Raw genomic sequence first — 19,954 nt, 5'->3', positions numbered from 1 at the left:
AGGCCACGTCCCTCCGCGGGTTCCCGGGCGGGCTCTTCGGGGCGCCCACGGTGAGGGAGACGGTGGGGCAGAATCACCTCATGGCAGAGATCCAGCGGCGGGCGCCCTCCGCCGTCTCCGTGGTGGGGGCGGCGTTTCGTGTGGTCGAGTGGCAACTCGGGCTGGCCAGGGAGCTGATCCTCCTGCCCGCTCGGGTACTCGCACTGCTCGACGACGTCGAGGTGGTGGTCGAGCGGATCCAGGACCTGCTCGACGAGGTGAACCGGACCGTGCGGGCGATCGACGGGATCGTCGCCTCCGCGACCACCACCGTCGACGACGTCCGCACCACCGTCGCCAGGGCCGACCGGATGATCGACCAGGTGGCCGGCACGGTGACCGACGCGGAGGGGATAGTCCGTCGGGTTGACGGGACCATCGACTCGGCGGAGGGCGTGGTCCGTCGGGTGGACGCCACGATCGACTCGGCGGAGGGCGTGGTGCGTCGGGTGGACGCCACGATCGACTCGGCTGAGGGTGTGGTGCGTCGGGTGGACGGCACCATCGACTCCGCGGAAGGCGTGGTCGCCCGGGTCGGCGCGACCGTGGACACCGCGGACGAGCTGGTGCTCGACGCGGGCACGCTCATCGAGCGGGTCGTGCCTCTCCTCGACTTCGCGGACTCCGCGCTGGCCCCCGTCAAGCCGGTCGTCGAGGCGCTCCTCGTCGACGCCGAGCTCGACCCGGTGGTCGCCAAGCGCGTCGCGACGCGCCTCACCGAGGTGCTCGTGTGGGCGGACAAGACCGTCTCACTGATCGAGCCGATCGCCGGCGAGGTCCTCGAGTCGGTCGACCCGGAGGAGATCAAGGCGGTCGTGAAGTTCATCGACCACCTGCCCGCGCTCGGCGAGAGTCTGGAGACCGACATCATGCCGGTGCTCGCCTCGATGGACACGGTCGCACCGGAGGTCCACCAGATCCTCGAGGTCGCGCAGCAGTGTCTCGAGGCGGTGGCCGGCATCCCGGGCTTCCAACTCCTGCGTCGCCGCGGAGGCGAGAACGGCAAGGCCTGATCGCGCCTTGTTCGAACTGCCTCGCAGGCGCCGCTGGGCCGGCACCGGGGTCGGCGAAAGGTCACACCTGCTCACGTTTTCCCAGACCGGGCCGCGGAGAAACCAGCGTTCGTGACCACTCGTCGAGGAGCAGGGTCTCCGAAGGTGGGGCGGCGGGCCTGAAAACGAACGATTCCCCGGGTCATCGACGAGCGATGATCCGGGGCACCCGGCCCGAGTGCGGGCCGGGAACGACGAAGGCCCTCCCCGGAGGGAGGGCCTTGTCCTGTGGAGCCGATGACGGGAATCGAACCCGCGCTGTCTGCTTGGGAAGCAGAAGTTCTACCATTGAACTACATCGGCGATGCCTGCTCGAGGCGGCTTTCAGACTAGCACGAGCCCTGCGTGGCGCAGGGCGCCTGGGGTCACTTCTTCCGGGCGGCCTTCCGCTTCGCGCCGGGCGTCATGGGCCGCTTGGGCTGGGCGAGGGAGGCGCGGGGGACGAACCCGAACGCCACGCCGCCGATCACGGCCACCGCGATCGCGCCGATGATCCACGGGGTGACGGAGCCGCCGCTGGTGATCCCCATCAGCACGATGAGCACGCCCACGCCGACGCACACCCACGACCACTGGGTCCAGCGCCAAATGTATTTCGAGGGCTCTTCCCTGAACTCGTCCATGCGCCCATTTCACCACGTCAGCTGCGGTCGGCGCATATCCGCGACGGCTCGAGGGGGGTCGTCGCGGCCGGGGTGGCCGCGCGATGTGGCAGGTCTCACGCCGATTCCGGGCGGATCCGGGAAGGAAGCGGCCCCACCGGACGCTGAACTGGAGGATAGTCCGTTTTGCGCGGACGGTCGCCCGGCGGACGGGCACCGCTGACAGGAGGTGCGTGATGGACGACGTGACGGACCGACCCGTCGCGGAACGCGTGCGGACGGTGCTCGCGCGAGGCGCGTCGGGAACCGTGGGGACGGGGATGCTGCGGCGTCCACTTCGGTCGGCACGGGTCCGTGACGACGGCGTCGTGGTGCTCGTGGTCGACGTCGGCGGGGCGTCGCGCGAGACGGGGGACGCCGCCCGCGTCGCCGCCGCCGGCGCCTCCGCGACCGTCGAGATCGTCGACACCGTCTGTACGGGCCGGTGTCGTGGGTCCGCGCCGCGCCCCTCGTTCTCCGTCGACGGCCGTCCCGCGCCGTGCGGGGGACGTGGGCGGGGTTACGACGACGAGTGCGCGGTCGCCCGGGGCATCGTCACGCTCTCAGGAATCGTGACGGCCTCGTCGGCGGCACGACGGCGCAGGTTGGTCGCGGCGGACGGCGGCGGACCGGACGGGAGCGGCGACGTCGGATCGCTCCGGTTGAGCGAGTTGCAGCCGCTGGAGATCAGCTACGTCACGGCGGACGGGGTGCACCTGGTGCCGCGGTCGGATCTCGCCGCCGCGAGCGTCGACCCGATCGCGGTCGACGAGCAGGCGTGGTTGCGCCGGTTGGCCGACGATCCGGGTCTGGCCGCGCGCCTCGCGCTGCGCGCCGGCCGGCAGATCGCCGGCACCCGACCGGTTCTCGCGGGCGTCGACAGCTACGGGGTCGACGTGAACATCGGGTCGGTGCACTCCGGGGTCCGCGAGTTCCTCCGGGTGCCGTTCCCGCAGGTCTGCGCCGATTCGGAGGACGTCCACCGGGCGCTCGCCGAGCTGACACGGTGACCTGTCACACAAAAGTTTCCTGAAAACCCTTCCCTTTGAGGTAAGCCTTACCTAAGTTCATCGCTGCGGGTAGTCACGTCCCCGCACCCGCTTCCCGCTCCGGCACCGTCCCTGAGGCGCCGGAGCGGGGGACGGGAACCGCGACGACGAGAGGCGAAGGCATGCGATCACTGGTGGGACCCGTACCGGAGCCGGCCGAGCGGGCGAGTTCAGCGCTACGCCGGTGCCCGCGCGCCACCCTCACGTTCGGCTCCGCCACCCCTGCGGTCGCCCTCGTGCACCAGAGTCCGGGGACCGCCGACCTCAGCCTGGTGATCCCGATAGCCGACGCGGCATCCATCGGGTTCGGCGGGGTCACCGCCCGACTCGAGGTACTCGACGAGATCATCGGGGGAGTGGCCCAGGGTCGCTGCCGCCGCATCGTCGTCGTCGAGGGACGCGTCGAACAGACGGGGACGCGCGCCCAACGGATCACCGCCGCCGACATCGCGCGCGACCTCCCCGACTCCGCCCTCCTGGGCGTCGGATCCGACTCCGCCCTCGTCCGGCTCCGTGCCGACAAGATCGTCCTCACCGACGACGAGGGCGTCACCGACATCGCACCCGACGACCTCGCCACCTCCGGCCCCGACCCGTTCACCGACCTCGAGGGCCACTGGCTCGACCACCTCAACGACCCTCGCTGCCAGGTCGTCCCGCGCATCGCGCTGCGCGTCTGCCGGTGCCTGCCCGCCGTGCGGCCCCTGCTCATCGGCATCGACCGCGCCGGCGTGGACATCGAGCTCGTCGACCGCGAGGGCCGGATCCGCCGCGAGCGACTGCCGTTCGCGGAGGCGTGCACGGGCGTCGCCGAGCTCGGCACCCAGCTCCGTCTGCTCGCGGGGGGCGCCCGGTACCCTCAGGACCGTGCTGCTCTCCGACCGTGACCTCCGCGCCGAGCTCGCCGACGGGCGACTGGGCATCGATCCCCTCGACCCCGCGCTGATCCAGCCGTCGAGCATCGATGTCCGCCTCGACCGGCTGTTCCGTGTCTTCAACAACTCGCGCTACACCCATATCGACCCGGCGCTGCAGCAGGACGAGCTCACCGAACTGGTCGAGGTCGCCGAGGGTGACCCCTTCGTCCTGCACCCCGGGGAATTCGTGCTCGGCGCGACCCTCGAGCGGCTCGCCCTGCCCGACGATCTCGCCGGCCGGCTCGAGGGCAAGTCCTCCCTCGGTCGCCTCGGCCTGCTCACCCATTCCACCGCCGGGTTCATCGATCCCGGGTTCGACGGCCACATCACCCTCGAGCTGTCGAACGTCGCGAACCTGCCCATCACGCTGTGGCCCGGGATGAAGATCGGCCAGCTGTGCCTGTTCCGGCTCTCCAGTCCCGCCGAGACCCCGTACGGAAGCGCGAGCGTGGGGTCCAAGTACCAGGGCCAGCGCGGACCGACGGCGTCGAAGGCGTACCTCAACTTCCGCTGAGCCGGGCTCTGCCGCGAGCCGTGCGGCGCGCACCACCCGGGGCGTGCGGCGCGCACTGCTCCACCGTCGTTCACCAGCGCGTTCCCACCGCGACGCGTTGACGCGGTAGAACGGCGCCATGCGTATGACCGTGTTCGGGACCGGATACCTCGGCGCCACCCACGCCGCCTGCATGGCCGAGCTGGGCCACGAGGTGCTGGGGGTGGACGTCGACGAGGCCAAGATCGAGCGGCTGCGCCGCGGCGAGGTGCCGTTCTACGAGCCGGGTCTGCCGGAGATCCTGCTGCGGCACGTCGAGTCGGGTCGGTTGCGGTTCACCACCGACTACGCCGAGGCCGCCGAGTTCGCGGACCTGCACTTCATCGGGGTGGGTACGCCCCAGCGCAAGGGCGAGTTCGCCGCCGACACCACCTATGTCGAGGACGTGGTGACCCGGCTGGTGCCGCTGCTCACCTCTGACGCGGTGCTGGTGGGCAAGTCGACGGTGCCGGTGGGTACGGCGGCGCGGCTGCAGGGGGTCGCGGACTGGCACGCCCGGGACGGTGTGCGCGCGGAGGTGGTGTGGAACCCGGAGTTCCTGCGTGAGGGTTTCGCGGTGGCCGACACTCTGACACCGGACCGGATCGTGATCGGGTTGCCCGGCGGGCCGGACGAGCAGGGGTTCGCCCGTGAGCTGGTCGAGCAGGCCTACGCGCCGATCCTCGAGTCGGATCCGTGTCCGGTGATCGTGACGGACCTGGCGACCTCGGAGCTGGTGAAGGTGAGCGCGAACGCGTTTCTTGCGACCAAGATCAGCTTCATCAACGCCGTGTCGGAGGTGTGTGAGGCCGCCGGCGCCGACGTGACTGTGCTGGCGGATGCGATCGGTATGGATCCGCGGATCGGGAGGCGGTTCCTCAACGCCGGGCTCGGGTTCGGCGGGGGCTGTCTGCCCAAGGACATCCGCGCGTTCATGGCGCGTGCCGGGGAGCTGGGCGCGGACGAGGCGATGACGTTCCTGCGGGAGGTCGACTCGATCAACATGCGGCGCCGGGAGCGGATGGTGGACCTGACCGTCGAGGCGTGCGGCGGCACGGTCATCGGCAAGACCGTCGCGGTGCTGGGTGCGGCGTTCAAGCCGAACTCCGACGACGTGCGTGATTCGCCGGCGTTGAATGTGGCGGGGATGCTGTCTCTGAAGGGCGCGAGCGCGGTGGTGTACGACCCGCAGGCGCTGGACAACGCCCGGGCCCTGTTCCCGACCCTGACTTACGCCGAGTCCGCCCTGGCGGCGTGCGAGGGCGCGGACGTGGTGTTGGTGGCCACCGAGTGGGCCGAGTTCGTGGAGCTGGACCCGGTCGCGGTCGCCGAGGTGGCGCGGGGCCGGATCCTGCTGGACGGGCGCAACTGCATGCCCGCCGAGCGTTGGCGCGAGGCCGGCTGGACCTACCGCGCACTGGGCCGTGGCGTTCCCACGGTCGTCGGTGCCGGATTCGGCGGGGCCGCGGGAGCCGCCGGGGCTGCGGGAGTCGAATACGGCGCCGGCGCGGGCCACGCTGGGGGCGCAGGTTCCGCCGGGGGCGCAGCCTCGCGCCCGGGTGGCATCACCGACGCCCTGCCGCCCGTCGGGCTCGCGGTCGACCCGGCCGCCGCACACCGCGCACCGACCGTCTGACCGACTGGCGGTGGCCCGGGCCGGACACGCGGCCAGGGCGGCCCAGCGGCGAGGCGGTGACGAGGCCCGGGGGCGAGGTCGCCCTGCGGGTTACTGCCGGTAGGACGCCAGGAAGTTGCCGATCCGCTCGATGGCCACGCCCAGATCCCGCGCCGCGGGCAGGGTGACCACCCGGAAGTGGTCCGGGTTCGGCCAGTTGAAGCCGGTGCCCTGCGTGACGAGGATCCGCTCCCGCTCGAGGAGGTCGAGGGCGAACAACCGGTCGTCGTGGATCTCGTGTACCTCGGGGTCCAGCCGCGGGAAGACGTAGAGCGCGCCCATCGGCCGGACACAGCTCACGCCGGGGATCGAGTTGAGCTTCTCCCACGCGATGCCGCGCTGCTCGTGCAGTCGCCCGCCGGGCTCGATCAGCTCGTTGATCGACTGGTAGCCGCCTAGCGCGACCTGGATGGCGTGCTGTGCGGGCACGTTCGGGCACAGTCGCGTCGAGGCCAGGAGTTCGAGCCCCTCGAGGAACCCCGCGGCGTGGGCCTTGGGGCCGGTGATCGCGACCCACCCCGCGCGGTACCCCGCCACGCGGTACGTCTTGGACAACCCGTTGAACGTGAGCACCAGCAGGTCGTGCGCCAGCGTGGCGATCGAGGTGTGCTGGGCCTCGTCGTAGACGATCCGGTCGTAGATCTCGTCGGCCAGGATGAGCAGGCTGTGCTCCCGCGCGAGGTCGACGATCCCCTGCAGGACCTCTCGCGAGTAGACCGCGCCGGTCGGGTTGTTGGGGTTGATCACCACGATGGCCTTGGTGCGGGGGGTGATCTTGGAGGCGATGTCCTCCAGCGACGGGTTCCAGTCGTTGTCCTCGTCCGCGAGGTAGTGGACCGGCTTGCCGCCCGCGAGCGAGGTCATCGCGGTCCACAGCGGGTAGTCCGGGGCCGGGATGAGGACCTCGTCGCCGTCGTCGAGAAGCGCCTGCATGGTCATCGTGATGAGCTCGGAGACCCCGTTGCCGAGGTAGATGTCCTCGACGTCCAGGTGGGGGAAGTCGGGGACCAACTCGTAGCGCGTGAAGATCGCGCGGCGGGCCGAGAGGATGCCCTTGGACTCCGAGTAACCCTGCGCGTGGGGGAGCGCGGCGATCATGTCTCGCATGATCACGTCCGGCGCCTCGAACCCGAACGGCGCGGGGTTGCCGATGTTGAGCTTGAGGATGCGGTGCCCCTCCGCCTCGAGCTGGTTGGCCCGGGCGAGCACCGGCCCGCGGATCTCGTAGAGGACGTCCTTGAGCTTGGAGGACTGGTCGAGCGTGCGCGGCTGGCGGAGCGTGCGTCCCGTGGTCTCAGGAGTCATACCTGCTGATTGTGCCACCCGCCTCCTCGTGCCCGGCGCCACATGCCCTGTCGGAGGAGGAGTCGTCGGTCGTAGGCGGATCGCTGCGGTCAGATCCCGTACCGGAGGTCGATGATCGCCGGGATCTCGGAGTCCGGAAGAAGGTCATCGGGATGTTCCACAGAGAGGAAGTCAACGCACTCGCGCTCGCGCGGACACAGTGAGTAAGGCTGCGAGTCGATCGACAGCCCGGTGAGTTGACGTAGCCGACGAACCTCGCCTCGCACCGTGGTGGTGGCGGACGGGTCCTCGTAGAGGGCTTCAGACAGCGCCCGCGCAGACCACGCCTCGCGGGAGGCCAACAGGGCGAGCAGTTCCGCCCGGCGCGGCGTGAGCGGGATCGAGGTTCCGTCCGCCCGAATCACAGCCGGTTTCCACCCCAGAAGCCGGATCGAGGTAACGGCGCTGGCGTGAGCGGTCCGATCATGGCCCGGGTCTCGGCCTGGGGTGCCGGCGTAGCTCGCCTCGGTACGACTGTCGGAGTCGAATGGCGAAGGCAGCGCGGCGAGGAGGGACTCGGCCAGCCGCGTTCCGCAGCGCACCAGCGCGGCGGTCTCAGCGGACGAGTAGCGCAACGGGTGGGACACGTCGAGGACTCCGACGATGCGGCCCCGAGAATTCCGGATTGGGCTTGCCGTGCAGGTCCATCCATGGTGGGCGCGGACGAAGTGCTCACCGGCCGTGGCATGGGCGAGAGTGCCGGCTTCCAGTGCCAGCGAGATGCCGTTGGTGCCGATGCTCTTCTCGGACCAGTCCGCGCCCTCCACGAAGGCGATCGAGTCCGCCCGGCGTAACACCTGCGCGCTGCCCGCGCGCCACAGCACACGACCTCGCGTATCGGAGACGACGACGAGGTGTCGCCCGGCGGCCGAGGTGTCCGCTACCGACGCCACGACATCTGCCGCGACCCGGTGCAGCGGCGTCTGACCTCGTGCGTCCGCGATCTCCTCGCGGGACAGAACGCTGGAGGGCGCCTGCTGGTCCGGGGAGATTCCCGCGGCCCCACTACGACGCCATGCGCGCAGGATCCGTGAGTCCAGCGTGCTGGTCGTGCCGCCGGCCAGCGCTATCTCATGAGCCTCGATCGAACGGGCCGCAAAGGTCCCTGGGTCAGAGAACCGCAACGCCGAGTGCAACGACATTGCCACCCCCTTGGGGAGAAAGTGTGATCTGCGTCATGAAAAACGCTACAGCAGAGCGAAGGAGTGGAGATGACCCATACGGCGGAAACGTCTGCGCAGGCTGGCGATGCGAACGCAGACCAGATGGTGGAGACGTGGCTGAACGAGTTCGGTGCGGCGCTGAGCGCGGGTGACACGGAGCGAGCGGCCGAGCTGTTCGAGGCCGACGGATGCTGGCGGGACTTCGTGTCCTTCACTTGGAACATCCGCACGCTCGAAGGCCGGGACGAGATCCGCGAGATGCTTGATGCCCAGCTCACCGCAGTCTCGCCCTCGAGTTGGACTCTCGACGAGTCCGCGACCACAGCCGACCATGTGGCCGAGGCGTGGATCCGTTTCGAGACCGCGTCGGGTCGCGGCTGGGGCCATCTCAGGCTGCGCAACGGCCGTGCCTGGACTCTGCTCACCACGCTGCAAGAACTCAAAGGGCACGAGGAGAAGAAGGGCCGCGACCGCGACAAGGGCGTCGAGCACGTCATCACGCGCGGCCGCCGGACATGGCTCGAGCAGAAGGCCGATCGGCAGGAGAATCTCGGCTACACCGAGCAGCCCTACGCGGTGATCATCGGGGGCGGCCAGGGCGGGATCGGGCTTGCGGCCCGACTCAAGCGGCTGGGCGTACCCACGATCGTCATCGAGAAGAACGAACGCGCCGGGGATTCGTGGCGCAAGCGCTACAAGTCGCTGCACCTGCACGATCCGGTCTGGTACGACCATCTGCCCTACATCCCGTTCGCGGACGACTGGCCGGTCTTCCCCGCTAAGGACAAGGTCGGGGACTGGCTCGAGCACTACACCGCGATCATGGACCTCGACTACTGGTCGGGCACGGAGTGCCTGGGGGCCGAGTTCGATGAGGCGACGTCGACCTGGCGGGTTCGGGTCGATCGGAATGGCGAGAAAGTCGAGCTCAGGCCAACCCAGCTCATCTTCGCGCTCGGGGTGTCCGGCTACCCCAACATCCCGCGCTTCGAGGGCGCGGAGGACTTCACAGGAGAGCAGTGGCACTCGTCGGAGTTCACTGGCGAAGGTGATGTCGCGGGCAAGCGAGCCGTGGTGATCGGCTCTAACAACTCCGCCCATGACATCTGTGCCGCGCTGTGGGATCACGGCGCCGAGGTGACGATGGTGCAGCGCTCGTCCACTCATATTTCCCGGAGTGAATCGCTGATGTCGTTGGCTCTTGGCCCGCTCTACTCTGAGGAGGCGCTCGAGGCCGGGGTGACCACTGAAAAGGCGGACATGTTGTTTGCCTCCTGGCCGTACCGGCTGCTCCCCGGCGCACAGATCCCCGTCTACGAGCAGATGGCCGAGCAGGATTCCGAGTTCTACGACAAGCTTCGCGCTGTCGGGTTCGACCTGGACTTCGGCGAGGACGGGTCAGGGCTTTTCCTGAAGTACCTGCGACGCGGGTCGGGATACTACATCGACGTCGGCGCCAGCCAGTTGCTGATCGACGGCGAGGTGGCCCTGGAGCGAGGGCAGGTGTCACGAATCCTGCCCGACGGGGTCGAACTCGACGGCGAGCGCGTGCTGCCCGCAGACCTCATCGTCTACGCCACCGGGTATGGCTCGATGAACCAGTGGCTTGTGGACCTCGTGTCCCAGGAAGTCGCGGATCGGGTGGGCAAGGTGTGGGGCTACGGCTCTGACACCACCCGTGATCCAGGGCCGTGGGAGGGCGAGCTCCGCAACATGTGGAAGCCGACCAACGTCGACCAACTGTGGATCCACGGTGGCAACCTGCACCAGTCGCGGCACTACTCCAAGTACCTCGCGCTGCAACTCAAGGCTCGGATGGAGGGCCTCGACACTCCGGTGTACCGGGTCCAGGAGACGTACCACACATGCTGACCGGTAGTTGGTCTCTTCCGCGCGAGGCGAAATAGACCGCGGCCCGTGATCAGCGCTGTGATCACGGGCCGCGGTGGCTTCCGGCTGGGTCAGCCCAGGGACAGGCCGTAGCCGCCGGACTTCTTCGCCTTGGGGATGGCACCGCCCTTGGTGGGCGCCGACGCCTCGGCACCGGAGTCGGTGCCCTGGTCCTCGGCCTCGTCGGTCGCCGACACGTCGGTCGCGGACGCCTCAGTCGCCTCGGCGGGGGCGTCCTCGGCAGCCGTCTCCTCGGTGGCCGGCTTCTCGGTGGCCGGCTTCTCGGCAGCGGGCTCCGCGTCAGCAGGGGCCTTGGCGGCGGCCTTCGGCGCGCCGGGCGCCTTGGGCGCACCCGGGGCCTTGGCGCCGCCCTTGAGCCCGAGGCCGACCGTCGGCTTGGCGGGAGCGGTCGTCCCGGCCTCGACCGAGGACGCGGTGTCGCCCGTCGCGGACTCGGCGGAGGCGGACTCGGCCGGAGCGGTCTGCGCTGCCGCCGACTCGCCCGCGGACGGCTCAGCGGCCGCGGCCTTGGCACCACCGGGGGCCTTGGCCCCGCCCGGAGCCTTGGCGCCGCCGGGGGCCTTCGCCTTGCCTCCGCCGAGCGTGAGCCCGCCCGACCTGGGAGCGCCGGCGCTCGCCTTGGGCGCGCCCGAGGTGGCCGGAGCCGAACCCTGGGCCGCCTCGCGCGTCTCCTCGGTGCGCTCGGCGTCCTTCACCGCGGACTGCTCCTCGACCGCGGCGGCGCCGGCCGTCGCGGTACCGGGTGCCTTGGCTCCGCCCGGCGCCTTCGCCCCACCGGGAGCCTTCGCGCCACCCGGGGCCTTTCCGCCACCGAGCTTGAGGCCACCCGACTTCGGCGCACCCTTCGAGTCGGCGGCCGACGGCCCGGCCTCGGCGGCGCTGACCGCGCCCCCGGAACCGGCGGCCGCGACCTCCGCGCCCTCGCCCTCGTCGATGACGGTGTTGTCGGGCGCGGCCTCGGCGGTCTTCGCCTCCGCGGGAGCAGCAGCCGACGCCCGCTCGGCCTCCGCGGCGTCGCGCTCGGCCTGCTCGGCCTCCTTCTCCGCGGTCGTCTTCTCCCGCTTGGGCTGCTCGAGCCACTGGGGCTCGCGGGGATCGGGCAGACCGCCGTCACGGGAGATGGACTCCAGCAGCAGCTGGGAGACGTCCACGACCTCGACCTGCCCCTCGAGATCGGTGCCGTCGGTCTGGGCGGTGGCACCGTCGGAGAGCATCACGCGGCAGAACGGGCAGCCCGTGGCGATCTTGGAGGGCGAGGTCGACAGCGCCTCGTCGACGCGGTCGATGTTGATGCGCTTGCCGACCGTCTCCTCCATCCACATGCGCGCGCCACCGGCGCCACAGCACATGGAGCGCTGGCCGTGACGCGGCATCTCCTTGAGGGTCACGCCCGAGCCGTCCATGAGCTCACGCGGGGCCTCGTACACCTGGTTGTGGCGGCCGAGGTAGCACGGGTCGTGGTAGGTCACGTTGCCGTCGATCGGCGCGACCGGGATGAGGCGCTTCTCCCGCACGAGGCGGTTGAGCAGCTGGGTGTGGTGGACCACCTGGTACTCGCCGCCGAGCGGTCCGTACTCGTTCTTCAGCGTGTTGAGGCAGTGCGCACAGGTCACGACGACCTTGCGGTGCGACGTGGGCACGCCGTCGAACGCGTTGTTCAGCGTCTCGATGTTCTGCTCGGCGAGCATCTGGAACAGGAACTCGTTGCCCGCGCGGCGGGCCGAGTCACCGTTACAGGTCTCGCCCTGACCGAGCACCGCGAACTTCACGCCGGCGGTGTGCAGCAGGGTGGCGACCGCCTGGGTGGTCTTCTTGGCGCGGTCCTCGAAGGCGCCGGCGCAGCCGACCCAGAACAGGTACTCGGTGTCGCCGAAGTCCTCGACGTCCTTGCCGATCACCGGGATGTCGAAGTCGAGGGCGTTCATCCACTCGTCACGACCGGAATTGTTCTGGCCCCAGGGGTTGCCCTTGTTCTCGAGGTTCTTGAACAGGCCGGCGAGCTCGGTCGGGAACTCCGACTCGATGAGCACCTGGTAGCGGCGCATGTCGATGAAGTGGTCGACGTGCTCGATGTCCACCGGGCACTGCTCGACGCAGGCGCCACAGGTGGTGCAGGACCACAGTGCCTCGGGGTCGATGATGCCCGCGGCCGTCGGGTCGTCGGAGACGTCGGCGGTGGTGTGGCCGACCAGGGGACGCTGGGCCTCGAGGCGGGCGGCCTCGGGGATCTTGGCCAGCTTGGCCTCGTCCGGGTTGCCCTCGGCGTCGACCAGGCCGGTCTCCTCGCCCATGGTGGTCTGACCACCGGCGAGCAGGTAGGGGGCCTTCGCCGTCGCGTGGTCGCGCAGCGACATGATCATGAGCTTCGGGCTCAGGGGCTTGCCGGTGTTCCACGCGGGGCACTGCTCCTGGCAGCGGCCACACTCGGTGCAGGTGGTGAAGTCCAGCCAGCCCTTCCACGAGAAGTCCTCGATCGCACCGGCGCCCAGCTTGGGCTCGAAGTCCTCGTCCTCCTCGGTGAGCTCCTCGACCTTCTCCATGGTCAGCGGGACGCCGTCCATGGTCATGGGCTTGAGGGCGCCCAGCGCGGTGCGGCCGTCGGCCTCGCGCTTGAAGTAGATGTTGAAGAACGCGGAGAAGCGGTGCCAGGCGACGCCCCACGTGATGTTGCGGCCCACGACGTACAGCCAGATCATGCCGGTGAGCAGCTTGACCAGCGCGAAGATCGAGACCATCAGCTCGTTGGCGGGCAGGATGGTCGAGAGCGGGCCGGAGACCCAGTCGGTGGCCCAGTGGAAGTCCTGGCCGTCGGCGCGGTACAGCGCGAGCTTGCCGGCCTTGACGAAGATCATGCCCAGGCCCTCGAGGAGCACGACGGTCTCGACGAAGTAGGCGGACTTGCGGTCCGAGCCGACGAAGCGGTTGAGACCGCGACGCTGGTTGACCTGGCGGATGATGATGAGTGCGGTGATGCCGATGACGGTGCCCAGGCCCAGGAACTCGTCGATGACGTGGTACCAGGACTGCTGGGACAGCCAGGGCCAGCCGCCGCGCGGGTTGAACGTCTGGATGTAGGCCTCGAACCAGACGATCGCTCCGAGCATGAAGCCCACCATGACGAACCAGTGGAAGAAGCCCACCGAGCGCTTACGCGCCATCCGGGTGTGGGCACCCACCTCGACGATGACATTCTTCAGCCGGGGAAGGATCGGCCGGAAGCGGTCAAATCCGTCCTTCTGCCCCAGGAAGAGGCCGCGCACCATGCGGGTGACGCCGCCGATGAACGAGGCCCAGCAGAACAGACTGAGCAGGACGCCGATCGTCCCGAGAGTGATGGTCACGCCTGACATGGTTCGCGGCCTTTCGTCGCACTTCTCGACGCACGAGCACTCATAGACCCCTGTGGGCGCCCGTCGACTGTGTCGAGGTCAAAGGTAAGCCACGCGGGCCCCGCATGCCGAGTTGAGGCTGCCCTAACCGGAGCAGGCTCCACTCGCAGGCGGGGCCCGCGTGTCGTATTAATGCTCAGTTGGTGCGCAGCGTCAGCCCGGGATGGGCGGCCAGGACGTCCGCGATCGGGACCGCCGACAACCGCGGGGTGAACCCGGCGGCGCGGGCGACGGTGTCGGCGTTGGCGCACGTGCCGGTGTCGGCGACGTTGGACGCGCTCGAGATGCCCAGGGCGCGGTCGCCGGAGAAGACGACTCCGCCGCTGTCGCCGGGCAGGGCGCACAGGTCGACGGTGAAAGCCCCCTCGATCGTGCGGGTGCCAGCCACGTCGATCTGGGCCCCGACCTGGGAGATGGTGCCGCAGGAGAAGCCGGTGCGGAATCCGGTCTTGCAGGCCTTCTGGCCCACGACCGGCGCCGCCGTGCCGACGATCGCCTGGGTGCTGTCGTCGCCGGTGCCGACGAGGTTGGTACGGAACCGGTCCGCGGCGTCCTCGTCGACAGCGATCAGGGCGGTGTCGACGCCCTCGCGCTGCGTAGCGGTCATCGTGCCGAACTCCTCGCCGTCGGCCAGGGCCGCGCGGGTGCCGTCGGCACCGGCGCAGTGGGCGGCGGTGACGACGACGGGCTTGCCGTCGAGCTCCCCGTTGAACCCGGTGGAGCACTCGAGGATCCCGTCCGGGACGCGCACCTGGTAGGCGGTACCGCCCACGACCGGACCCGCGGGGGCGGGCACGGACTGGATGGCGCGGCGTCGGTCCTCCGGCACCGGGGTCGCCTGGGCGGGCACGGTCTCGTTCATGCCGTCGATGATCGAGCCGGTGCCCGGCGTGAGTCCGGCGAGGAGGTCGACGACCGTGCGCAGCGGCCCCTCGGGGACGAGGCCGGCCTCGTTGAGGAGGCCGAGGCTCCCGAGCGATCCCGAGGCGCCGGCCCCGCTGCCCGGCGCCGACTGGGCGTCGAGCCGCTCGCCGGTGGCGGCGCCCGTGCGGGTGGTGGCGGGCTCGAGTCCGTCGACGGTGGGCGTCCCCTCGGACTGCCCGCCGCCCTCGCTGCCGAACGGCGCGGTGTCCCACCGGGGGTCGGGCGCCTCGATCATGTCGATCTCGGCGAGATCGCGGAGTCGGGCGTCGAGGTTGCCCAGCTGGGCCGCCTCGCCGCCGCGGGTGGTGACGACCACGGCGTTGCGGGTGGGGTCGACGCGCACGGCGGTGACGAGCTCCTGCAGGTCCTCGGGCATGCCCTCGACGACCTTGCGGACCTGTCGTTCGCGGGCATCGAGCTCAGCTGTGGTGAGCGCCACGTCCTGCACGGTGAACCCGGCCTCGGTGGCCTCCGACCGGAGGCGGTCGCCGGCCGGGCCGGCGACGACGCCGACCAGGCCGGTGCCCTCGTCATCCAGCCAGACGCCGCCGAAGGCGTCGCGGAACCGCTGCTCCCAGTGGGGTCGCGCCTCGGCGAGGCGCTCGCCGATGCCGGCCTGGGCCAGGAACTGCTCAGGGGTGAGGCCGAGATCGCGGCGCAGTGCCTCGACGAGCGAGGTCAGCTGCGGCGCGAGGGCGTCGGCCAGGACGGGGAGCGCCTCCGCCGCGGCGGGCTGCGCGGCGGAGGGAGCGGGTGCGGGGGGCGTGGCGGAGGGGTCCGCGCCGGCGGGCGACGCGGTGACCACCAGCGCCGCTGCGGCGGCGACGGCGGCGATTCTCGAGGTGATGCGCATGATGGCCTTCCGTGATGCACAGATGGACGACCGCTGGTCGACCGATCGCGGCTCGGGATGATGCCGGTGAGATTACGGACCTGTGATTAGTGAGTCCAGTGTGACACGTGTGATTAGTGAGAATCGCCTGGCGGTTTCCGGGAGGGGAGGGGAGTCGGAGAATCGCCGCCCCTGCCGCTAGGCTGCCTCTTCGGCAACGACGCATGCGTCATCACCAAAGACTTATCGACCGGAGGTCCCATGTCCGACGCTGACGCCGCACTACATGACGCGCTGGAGACCGTGGTGCGACGCAATCCCGGACAGCACCTCTTCCGGCAGGCGGTCCACGAGGTGCTGGAGTCGCTCGCACCCGTGGTCAAGCAGCACCCCGAGTACGTCGAGGGCGGGATCCTCAAGCGGATCATCGAGCCCGAGCGCGTGATCTCCTTCCGTGTCCCGTGGGTCGACGACAACGGGGTCGTCCAGGTCAACCGCGGTTTCCGCGTGCAGTTCAGCTCCGACCTCGGCCCGTACAAGGGCGGCCTGCGCTTCCACCGGTCCGTGGACGAGGACACCCTGAAGTTTCTCGGCTTCGAGCAGGTCTTCAAGAACGCCCTCACCGGCCTCGGCCTGGGTGGCGGCAAGGGCGGGTCGGACTTCGACCCCCACGACAGGAGCGACGCCGAGGTCATGCGCTTCTGTCAGTCGTTCATGGCCGAGCTCGCGCACCACATCGGCGCCGACCTCGACGTGCCGGCGGGCGACATCGGCGTGGGCGGACGCGAGATCGGCTACCTGTACGGGCAGTACCGCAGGATCACCGGCCGCAACGAGGCGGGCGTCCTCACCGGCAAGGGTGTCGGGTACGGCGGGTCGTGGGCCCGCACCGAGGCGACCGGTTACGGGCTCGTCTACTTCGTGCGCGAGATGCTCCGCGACACCGAGTACAGCCTCGAGGGCTCACGCGTGGTGGTCTCCGGTTCCGGCAACGTGGCGATCTACGCCGCCAAGAAGGCCGCCCAGCTCGGCGCGACCGTCGTGGCCTGCTCGGACAGCCAGGGCTACATCCTCGACGAGGACGGGCTGGATCTGGACCTGCTCTCCGACATCAAGGACGTGCGTCGCGCACGCCTCACGGCGTACGCCGAGGAGCGCGGCAACTGCACGTACGTCGAGGGGCGGTCGGTGTGGGAGGTCGAGTGCGACATCGCGCTGCCCTGCGCCACCCAGAACGAGCTCGACGGCGACGCGGCCCGGACGCTGGCGGACAACGGGTGCCGGGTGATCGCGGAGGGTGCCAACATGCCGTGCACCGAGGAGGCCGTGGAGGTGATCCACGAGCGGGGCATCCTGTTCGGGCCCGCCAAGGCCGCCAACGCGGGCGGTGTGGCCACCAGCGGTCTCGAGATGCGGCAGAACGCCGGTCGTCTGCAGTGGGACTTCGAGCGCGTGGACTCCGAGCTCGACCGGATCATGACCACCATCCACGCCACCGCGGCCGCGACCGCCGAGGAGTACGGCGTCCCGGGTGACCTCGTCGCCGGCGCCAACATCGCCGCGTTCCGCAAGGTCGCCGACGCGATGCTCGCCCAGGGCGTGATCTAGACCGGGGAGTGCGCCGGCACAGGGGGTGATCGCCCGGTGCCGGCGGACGGCGCACCTCGTCGTCGTCGTCGTCCTTGTCCTTTCCCCGAAGACCGAGCGTTCCGGACGCCTCCGCCCACCGCGGGGTGCCGGGACGCTCTTGTCGTTGAGTCGGACCGACTCATCTTCTACTGTGAGTTGACTCACCCCGGGAATGGATCCCGCAGACCGTCAGTTGTACGGGGCGAGAAACCTCAGCCCACCGGACTCAAGTCGGGTTGACTCCTCCGGTGGCCGGAAGGCAGGGTGGAGTCACGCGGCCCGGCCCTTGAGCCGGGTCCACTTAAGACGAGTTCGCGCTCGCGAAGCAGAAAAGGAGATCACCATGGGACGTGCAGTCGGTATCGACCTCGGCACCACCAACTCGTGCGTCGCCGTCCTCGAGGGCGGCGAGGCCAACGTCATCGCCAACGCCGAGGGGTCACGCACGACCCCCTCGGTGGTCGCGTTCGCCAAGAACGGCGAGGTCCTCGTGGGTCAGCCCGCGAAGAACCAGGCCGTCACCAACGTCGACCGCACCATCCGCTCGGTCAAGCGTCACATCGGCACCGAGTGGAAGTCCAGCGACATCGACGGCAAGAACTACACCCCGCAGGAGATCAGCGCCCGTATTCTGCAGAAGATCAAGCGGGACGCCGAGTCCTACCTCGGTGAGGACGTCACCGACGCCGTCATCACCGTGCCGGCCTACTTCAACGACGCCCAGCGTCAGGCCACCAAGGACGCCGGCCAGATCGCCGGCCTCAACGTCCTGCGCATCGTCAACGAGCCCACCGCCGCCGCCCTGGCCTACGGCCTCGACAAGGGTGACAAGGAGCAGACCATCCTGGTCTTCGACCTCGGTGGCGGCACCTTCGACGTCTCCCTGCTCGACATCGGCGACGGCGTCGTCGAGGTCCGCGCGACCTCCGGTGACAACCACCTCGGTGGCGACGACTGGGACCAGCGGATCGTCGACTGGCTGGTCGACAAGTTCAAGGCGCAGAACGGCATCGACCTGACCAAGGACAAGATGGCGCTGCAGCGTCTGCGCGAAGCCGCCGAGAAGGCCAAGATCGAGCTGTCCTCGGGTCAGTCGACCTCGATCAACCTGCCGTACATCACCGTGGACGCGGACAAGAACCCGCTGTTCCTCGACGAGACCCTCTCGCGCGCCGAGTTCCAGCGCATCACGCAAGACCTGCTCGACCGCTGCCGCCAGCCGTTCCAGGCCGTCATCAAGGACGCCGGCATCTCGGTCTCGCAGATAGACCACGTCGTGCTCGTCGGCGGCTCGACCCGTATGCCGGCCGTGTCCGACCTGGTCAAGGAGCTCACCGGCGGCAAGGAGCCCAACAAGGGTGTCAACCCGGACGAGGTCGTCGCCGTGGGCGCCGCCCTCCAGGCCGGCGTGCTCCGCGGTGAGGTCAAGGACGTGCTCCTGCTCGACGTGACCCCGCTGTCGCTGGGCATCGAGACCAAGGGTGGCGTCATGACCAAGCTCATCGAGCGCAACACCACCATCCCGACCAAGCGGTCCGAGACCTTCACCACGGCCGACGACAACCAGCCGTCCGTGCAGATCCAGGTCTTCCAGGGTGAGCGTGAGATGGCCGCGCAGAACAAGCTGCTCGGCTCCTTCGAGCTCGCCGGCATCGCCCCGGCGCCGCGCGGCGTGCCGCAGATCGAGGTCACCTTCGACATCGACGCCAACGGCATCGTCCACGTCACCGCGAAGGACAAGGGCACCGGCAAGGAGAACACGATCATCATCCAGGAGGGCTCCGGCCTCTCCAAGGAGGAGATCGACCAGATGATCAAGGACGCCGAGGAGCACGCCGCCGAGGACGCCAAGCGTCGCGAGGAGGCGGACGCCCGCAACCAGGCGGAGTCCACGATCTACCAGACGGAGAAGTTCGTCTCGGAGAACGAGGACAAGATCCCGGCTGACAAGAAGGAGTCCCTCCAGGCCGCGATCGCCGACGCCAAGACCGCGCTCGAGGGCTCGGACGTCGACGCGATCAAGTCCGCGGTGGAGAAGGTCAACACCGAGGCCCAGGCCGTCGGACAGGCGATCTACGAGGCCTCCGCGGCCGAGGGTGCAGAGGCCGGCGACGCCACGACCGGTGACGCGGCCGACGACGACGTCGTCGACGCCGAGGTGGTCGACGAGGACGACACAAAGGGTGAGTCCAAGTGACCCGCCCCGAGGAGAGCGACGCCGCCGAGACCGCCGCGTGGGCCGGCGCTGACGACGAGACGCAGCGCGCCGCGGAGACCGTGGAGGCCGAGGTCGTCGACGAGGGCACCGCCCCCGCCGACGGCCCGGCCGCGGCCGACGACACCGCGGCCGACGGCACCGCCACCGAAGCGGACGGCGACCGGGCCGATGACGGCGGGGACGACGATCCGACGTCGGCGCTGCAGGCGCAGCTCGACGAGCGGACCGCGGACCTGCAGCGCGTGTCGGCGGAGTTCGCCAACTACCGCCGCCGTGTCGAGCGTGACCGCCAGTCGATCATCGACACCGCCAAGGGCTCGGTGCTCACCGAGCTCCTGACGATCGTCGACGACCTCGACCGGGCCCGCGAGCACGGGGACCTGGAGGAGGGGCCGCTCAAGGTCTTCGCCGACAAGGTCCACGCCTTGCTGGCCTCGCAGGGGGTCGAGGCCTTCGGCGAGGAGGGCGACGCGTTCGACCCCGCCATCCACGAGGCCGTGCAGGACGAGTCCGACGGCTCCGAGCCCGTCCTCGGCACGATCCTGCGCAAGGGCTACCGCCACGGTGAGCGGACCCTGCGGACGGCGATGGTGATCGTCCGCTGAGCCACCCGGCTCTCACCCCGGCGTGCGGGCGCGG

13 protein-coding genes, 1 tRNA gene and 1 pseudogene are annotated in these 19,954 nt (G+C 69.9%); 9 read left to right on the top strand and 6 right to left on the bottom strand.

Annotated elements, in window-relative coordinates:
• Positions 1-80: 80 nt before the first annotated feature.
• Positions 81-1,052 carry a hypothetical protein gene (locus tag C3V38_RS03915; RefSeq protein WP_106385130.1) on the top strand — a complete coding sequence of 324 codons (972 nt, stop codon included), beginning with the start codon at positions 81-83 and terminating at the stop codon, positions 1,050-1,052.
• 268 nt (positions 1,053-1,320) lie between these two features.
• Here the strand turns inward: C3V38_RS03915 and C3V38_RS03910 are convergent.
• Positions 1,321-1,394, bottom strand: a tRNA-Gly gene (locus C3V38_RS03910).
• A gap of 62 nt (positions 1,395-1,456) precedes the next feature.
• Positions 1,457-1,714: a hypothetical protein gene (locus tag C3V38_RS03905; protein WP_007633735.1), complete on the bottom strand. Its 258-nt coding sequence runs from the start codon at positions 1,712-1,714 to the stop codon at positions 1,457-1,459.
• Positions 1,715-1,929: 215 nt separating this feature from the next.
• Between C3V38_RS03905 and C3V38_RS03900 the strand changes: the two genes are divergently transcribed.
• The 4 genes and pseudogenes from C3V38_RS03900 to C3V38_RS03885 form a co-directional block, all read left to right on the top strand.
• Positions 1,930-2,742, top strand: coding sequence for a hypothetical protein (locus C3V38_RS03900; RefSeq protein WP_063973837.1), 813 nt, complete (start codon positions 1,930-1,932; stop codon positions 2,740-2,742).
• Between the two features lie 161 nt (positions 2,743-2,903).
• Positions 2,904-3,668, top strand: coding sequence for a hypothetical protein (locus C3V38_RS03895; RefSeq protein ID WP_106385129.1), 765 nt, complete (start codon positions 2,904-2,906; stop codon positions 3,666-3,668).
• Positions 3,649-4,212: a dCTP deaminase gene (dcd, locus tag C3V38_RS03890; RefSeq protein WP_063973835.1), complete on the top strand. Its 564-nt coding sequence runs from the start codon at positions 3,649-3,651 to the stop codon at positions 4,210-4,212. Before C3V38_RS03895 ends, dcd begins: the two co-directional genes overlap by 20 nt.
• 118 nt (positions 4,213-4,330) lie before the next feature.
• Positions 4,331-5,680 (top strand): annotated as a pseudogene (locus C3V38_RS03885) (UDP-glucose/GDP-mannose dehydrogenase family protein); the annotation flags it as partial.
• Between the two features lie 276 nt (positions 5,681-5,956).
• On the opposite strand, the gene C3V38_RS03880 reads toward C3V38_RS03885, so the two are convergent.
• Together C3V38_RS03880 and C3V38_RS03875 are read right to left on the bottom strand one after the other, a co-directional pair.
• On the bottom strand, positions 5,957-7,210 hold the full coding sequence (locus C3V38_RS03880) for a pyridoxal phosphate-dependent aminotransferase (RefSeq protein ID WP_063973834.1): 1,254 nt from the start codon (positions 7,208-7,210) through the stop codon (positions 5,957-5,959).
• Positions 7,211-7,299: 89 nt separating this feature from the next.
• Positions 7,300-8,391: a GAF domain-containing protein gene (locus C3V38_RS03875; protein WP_063973833.1), complete on the bottom strand. Its 1,092-nt coding sequence runs from the start codon at positions 8,389-8,391 to the stop codon at positions 7,300-7,302.
• 69 nt (positions 8,392-8,460) lie between these two features.
• Here C3V38_RS03875 and C3V38_RS03870 point away from each other — a divergent pair, with 69 nt between their 5' ends.
• The gene (locus C3V38_RS03870; RefSeq protein ID WP_106385128.1) at positions 8,461-10,284 is read left to right on the top strand and encodes an NAD(P)/FAD-dependent oxidoreductase; all 1,824 of its coding nucleotides are present in this window, start codon (positions 8,461-8,463) and stop codon (positions 10,282-10,284) included.
• Positions 10,285-10,373: 89 nt separating this feature from the next.
• Here C3V38_RS03870 and C3V38_RS03865 read toward each other — a convergent pair whose 3' ends face one another.
• Positions 10,374-13,673, bottom strand: a complete 3,300-nt coding sequence (locus tag C3V38_RS03865; protein WP_063973832.1) for a (Fe-S)-binding protein — start codon at positions 13,671-13,673, stop codon at positions 10,374-10,376.
• A gap of 175 nt (positions 13,674-13,848) precedes the next feature.
• Positions 13,849-15,489, bottom strand: a complete 1,641-nt coding sequence (locus tag C3V38_RS03860; RefSeq protein ID WP_063973831.1) for a S1 family peptidase — start codon at positions 15,487-15,489, stop codon at positions 13,849-13,851.
• 240 nt (positions 15,490-15,729) lie between these two features.
• On the opposite strand from C3V38_RS03860, the gene gdhA reads away from it, so the two are divergent.
• The 3 genes from gdhA (at position 15,730) to grpE (ending at position 19,920) form a co-directional block, all read left to right on the top strand.
• Positions 15,730-17,076, top strand: a complete 1,347-nt coding sequence (gdhA, locus tag C3V38_RS03855) for an NADP-specific glutamate dehydrogenase (RefSeq protein WP_063973830.1) — start codon at positions 15,730-15,732, stop codon at positions 17,074-17,076.
• 364 nt (positions 17,077-17,440) lie between these two features.
• Positions 17,441-19,294: a molecular chaperone DnaK gene (dnaK, locus tag C3V38_RS03850; RefSeq protein WP_063973829.1), complete on the top strand. Its 1,854-nt coding sequence runs from the start codon at positions 17,441-17,443 to the stop codon at positions 19,292-19,294.
• A complete protein-coding gene (gene grpE / locus C3V38_RS03845; RefSeq protein WP_063973828.1) occupies positions 19,291-19,920 on the top strand; it encodes a nucleotide exchange factor GrpE in 630 nt (209 codons plus the stop codon). The genes dnaK and grpE overlap by 4 nt, the downstream gene beginning before the upstream one ends.
• Positions 19,921-19,954 lie beyond the last annotated feature (34 nt).

Source organism: Dietzia sp. oral taxon 368 (assembly GCF_002999155.1).
Classification (GTDB): Bacteria; Actinomycetota; Actinomycetes; order Mycobacteriales; family Mycobacteriaceae; genus Dietzia; species Dietzia cinnamea.
This window is presented reverse-complemented; position numbering and strand designations above follow the sequence as displayed.

Excerpts from the sequence above, each read along its gene's own strand:
- C3V38_RS03865 (WP_063973832.1), bottom strand. The coding sequence starts at position 13,673 with ATGTCAGGCGTGACCATCACTCTCGGGACGATCGGCGTCCTGCTCAGT.
- C3V38_RS03915 (WP_106385130.1), top strand. The coding sequence starts at position 81 with ATGGCAGAGATCCAGCGGCGGGCGCCCTCCGCCGTCTCCGTGGTGGGG.
- C3V38_RS03875 (WP_063973833.1), bottom strand. The coding sequence starts at position 8,391 with ATGTCGTTGCACTCGGCGTTGCGGTTCTCTGACCCAGGGACCTTTGCG.
- C3V38_RS03860 (WP_063973831.1), bottom strand. The coding sequence starts at position 15,489 with ATGCGCATCACCTCGAGAATCGCCGCCGTCGCCGCCGCAGCGGCGCTG.
- C3V38_RS03900 (WP_063973837.1), top strand. The coding sequence starts at position 1,930 with ATGGACGACGTGACGGACCGACCCGTCGCGGAACGCGTGCGGACGGTG.
- dnaK (WP_063973829.1), top strand. The coding sequence starts at position 17,441 with ATGGGACGTGCAGTCGGTATCGACCTCGGCACCACCAACTCGTGCGTC.
- gdhA (WP_063973830.1), top strand. The coding sequence starts at position 15,730 with ATGTCCGACGCTGACGCCGCACTACATGACGCGCTGGAGACCGTGGTG.
- C3V38_RS03895 (WP_106385129.1), top strand. The coding sequence starts at position 2,904 with ATGCGATCACTGGTGGGACCCGTACCGGAGCCGGCCGAGCGGGCGAGT.
- C3V38_RS03870 (WP_106385128.1), top strand. The coding sequence starts at position 8,461 with ATGACCCATACGGCGGAAACGTCTGCGCAGGCTGGCGATGCGAACGCA.
- C3V38_RS03880 (WP_063973834.1), bottom strand. The coding sequence starts at position 7,210 with ATGACTCCTGAGACCACGGGACGCACGCTCCGCCAGCCGCGCACGCTC.
- C3V38_RS03905 (WP_007633735.1), bottom strand. The coding sequence starts at position 1,714 with ATGGACGAGTTCAGGGAAGAGCCCTCGAAATACATTTGGCGCTGGACC.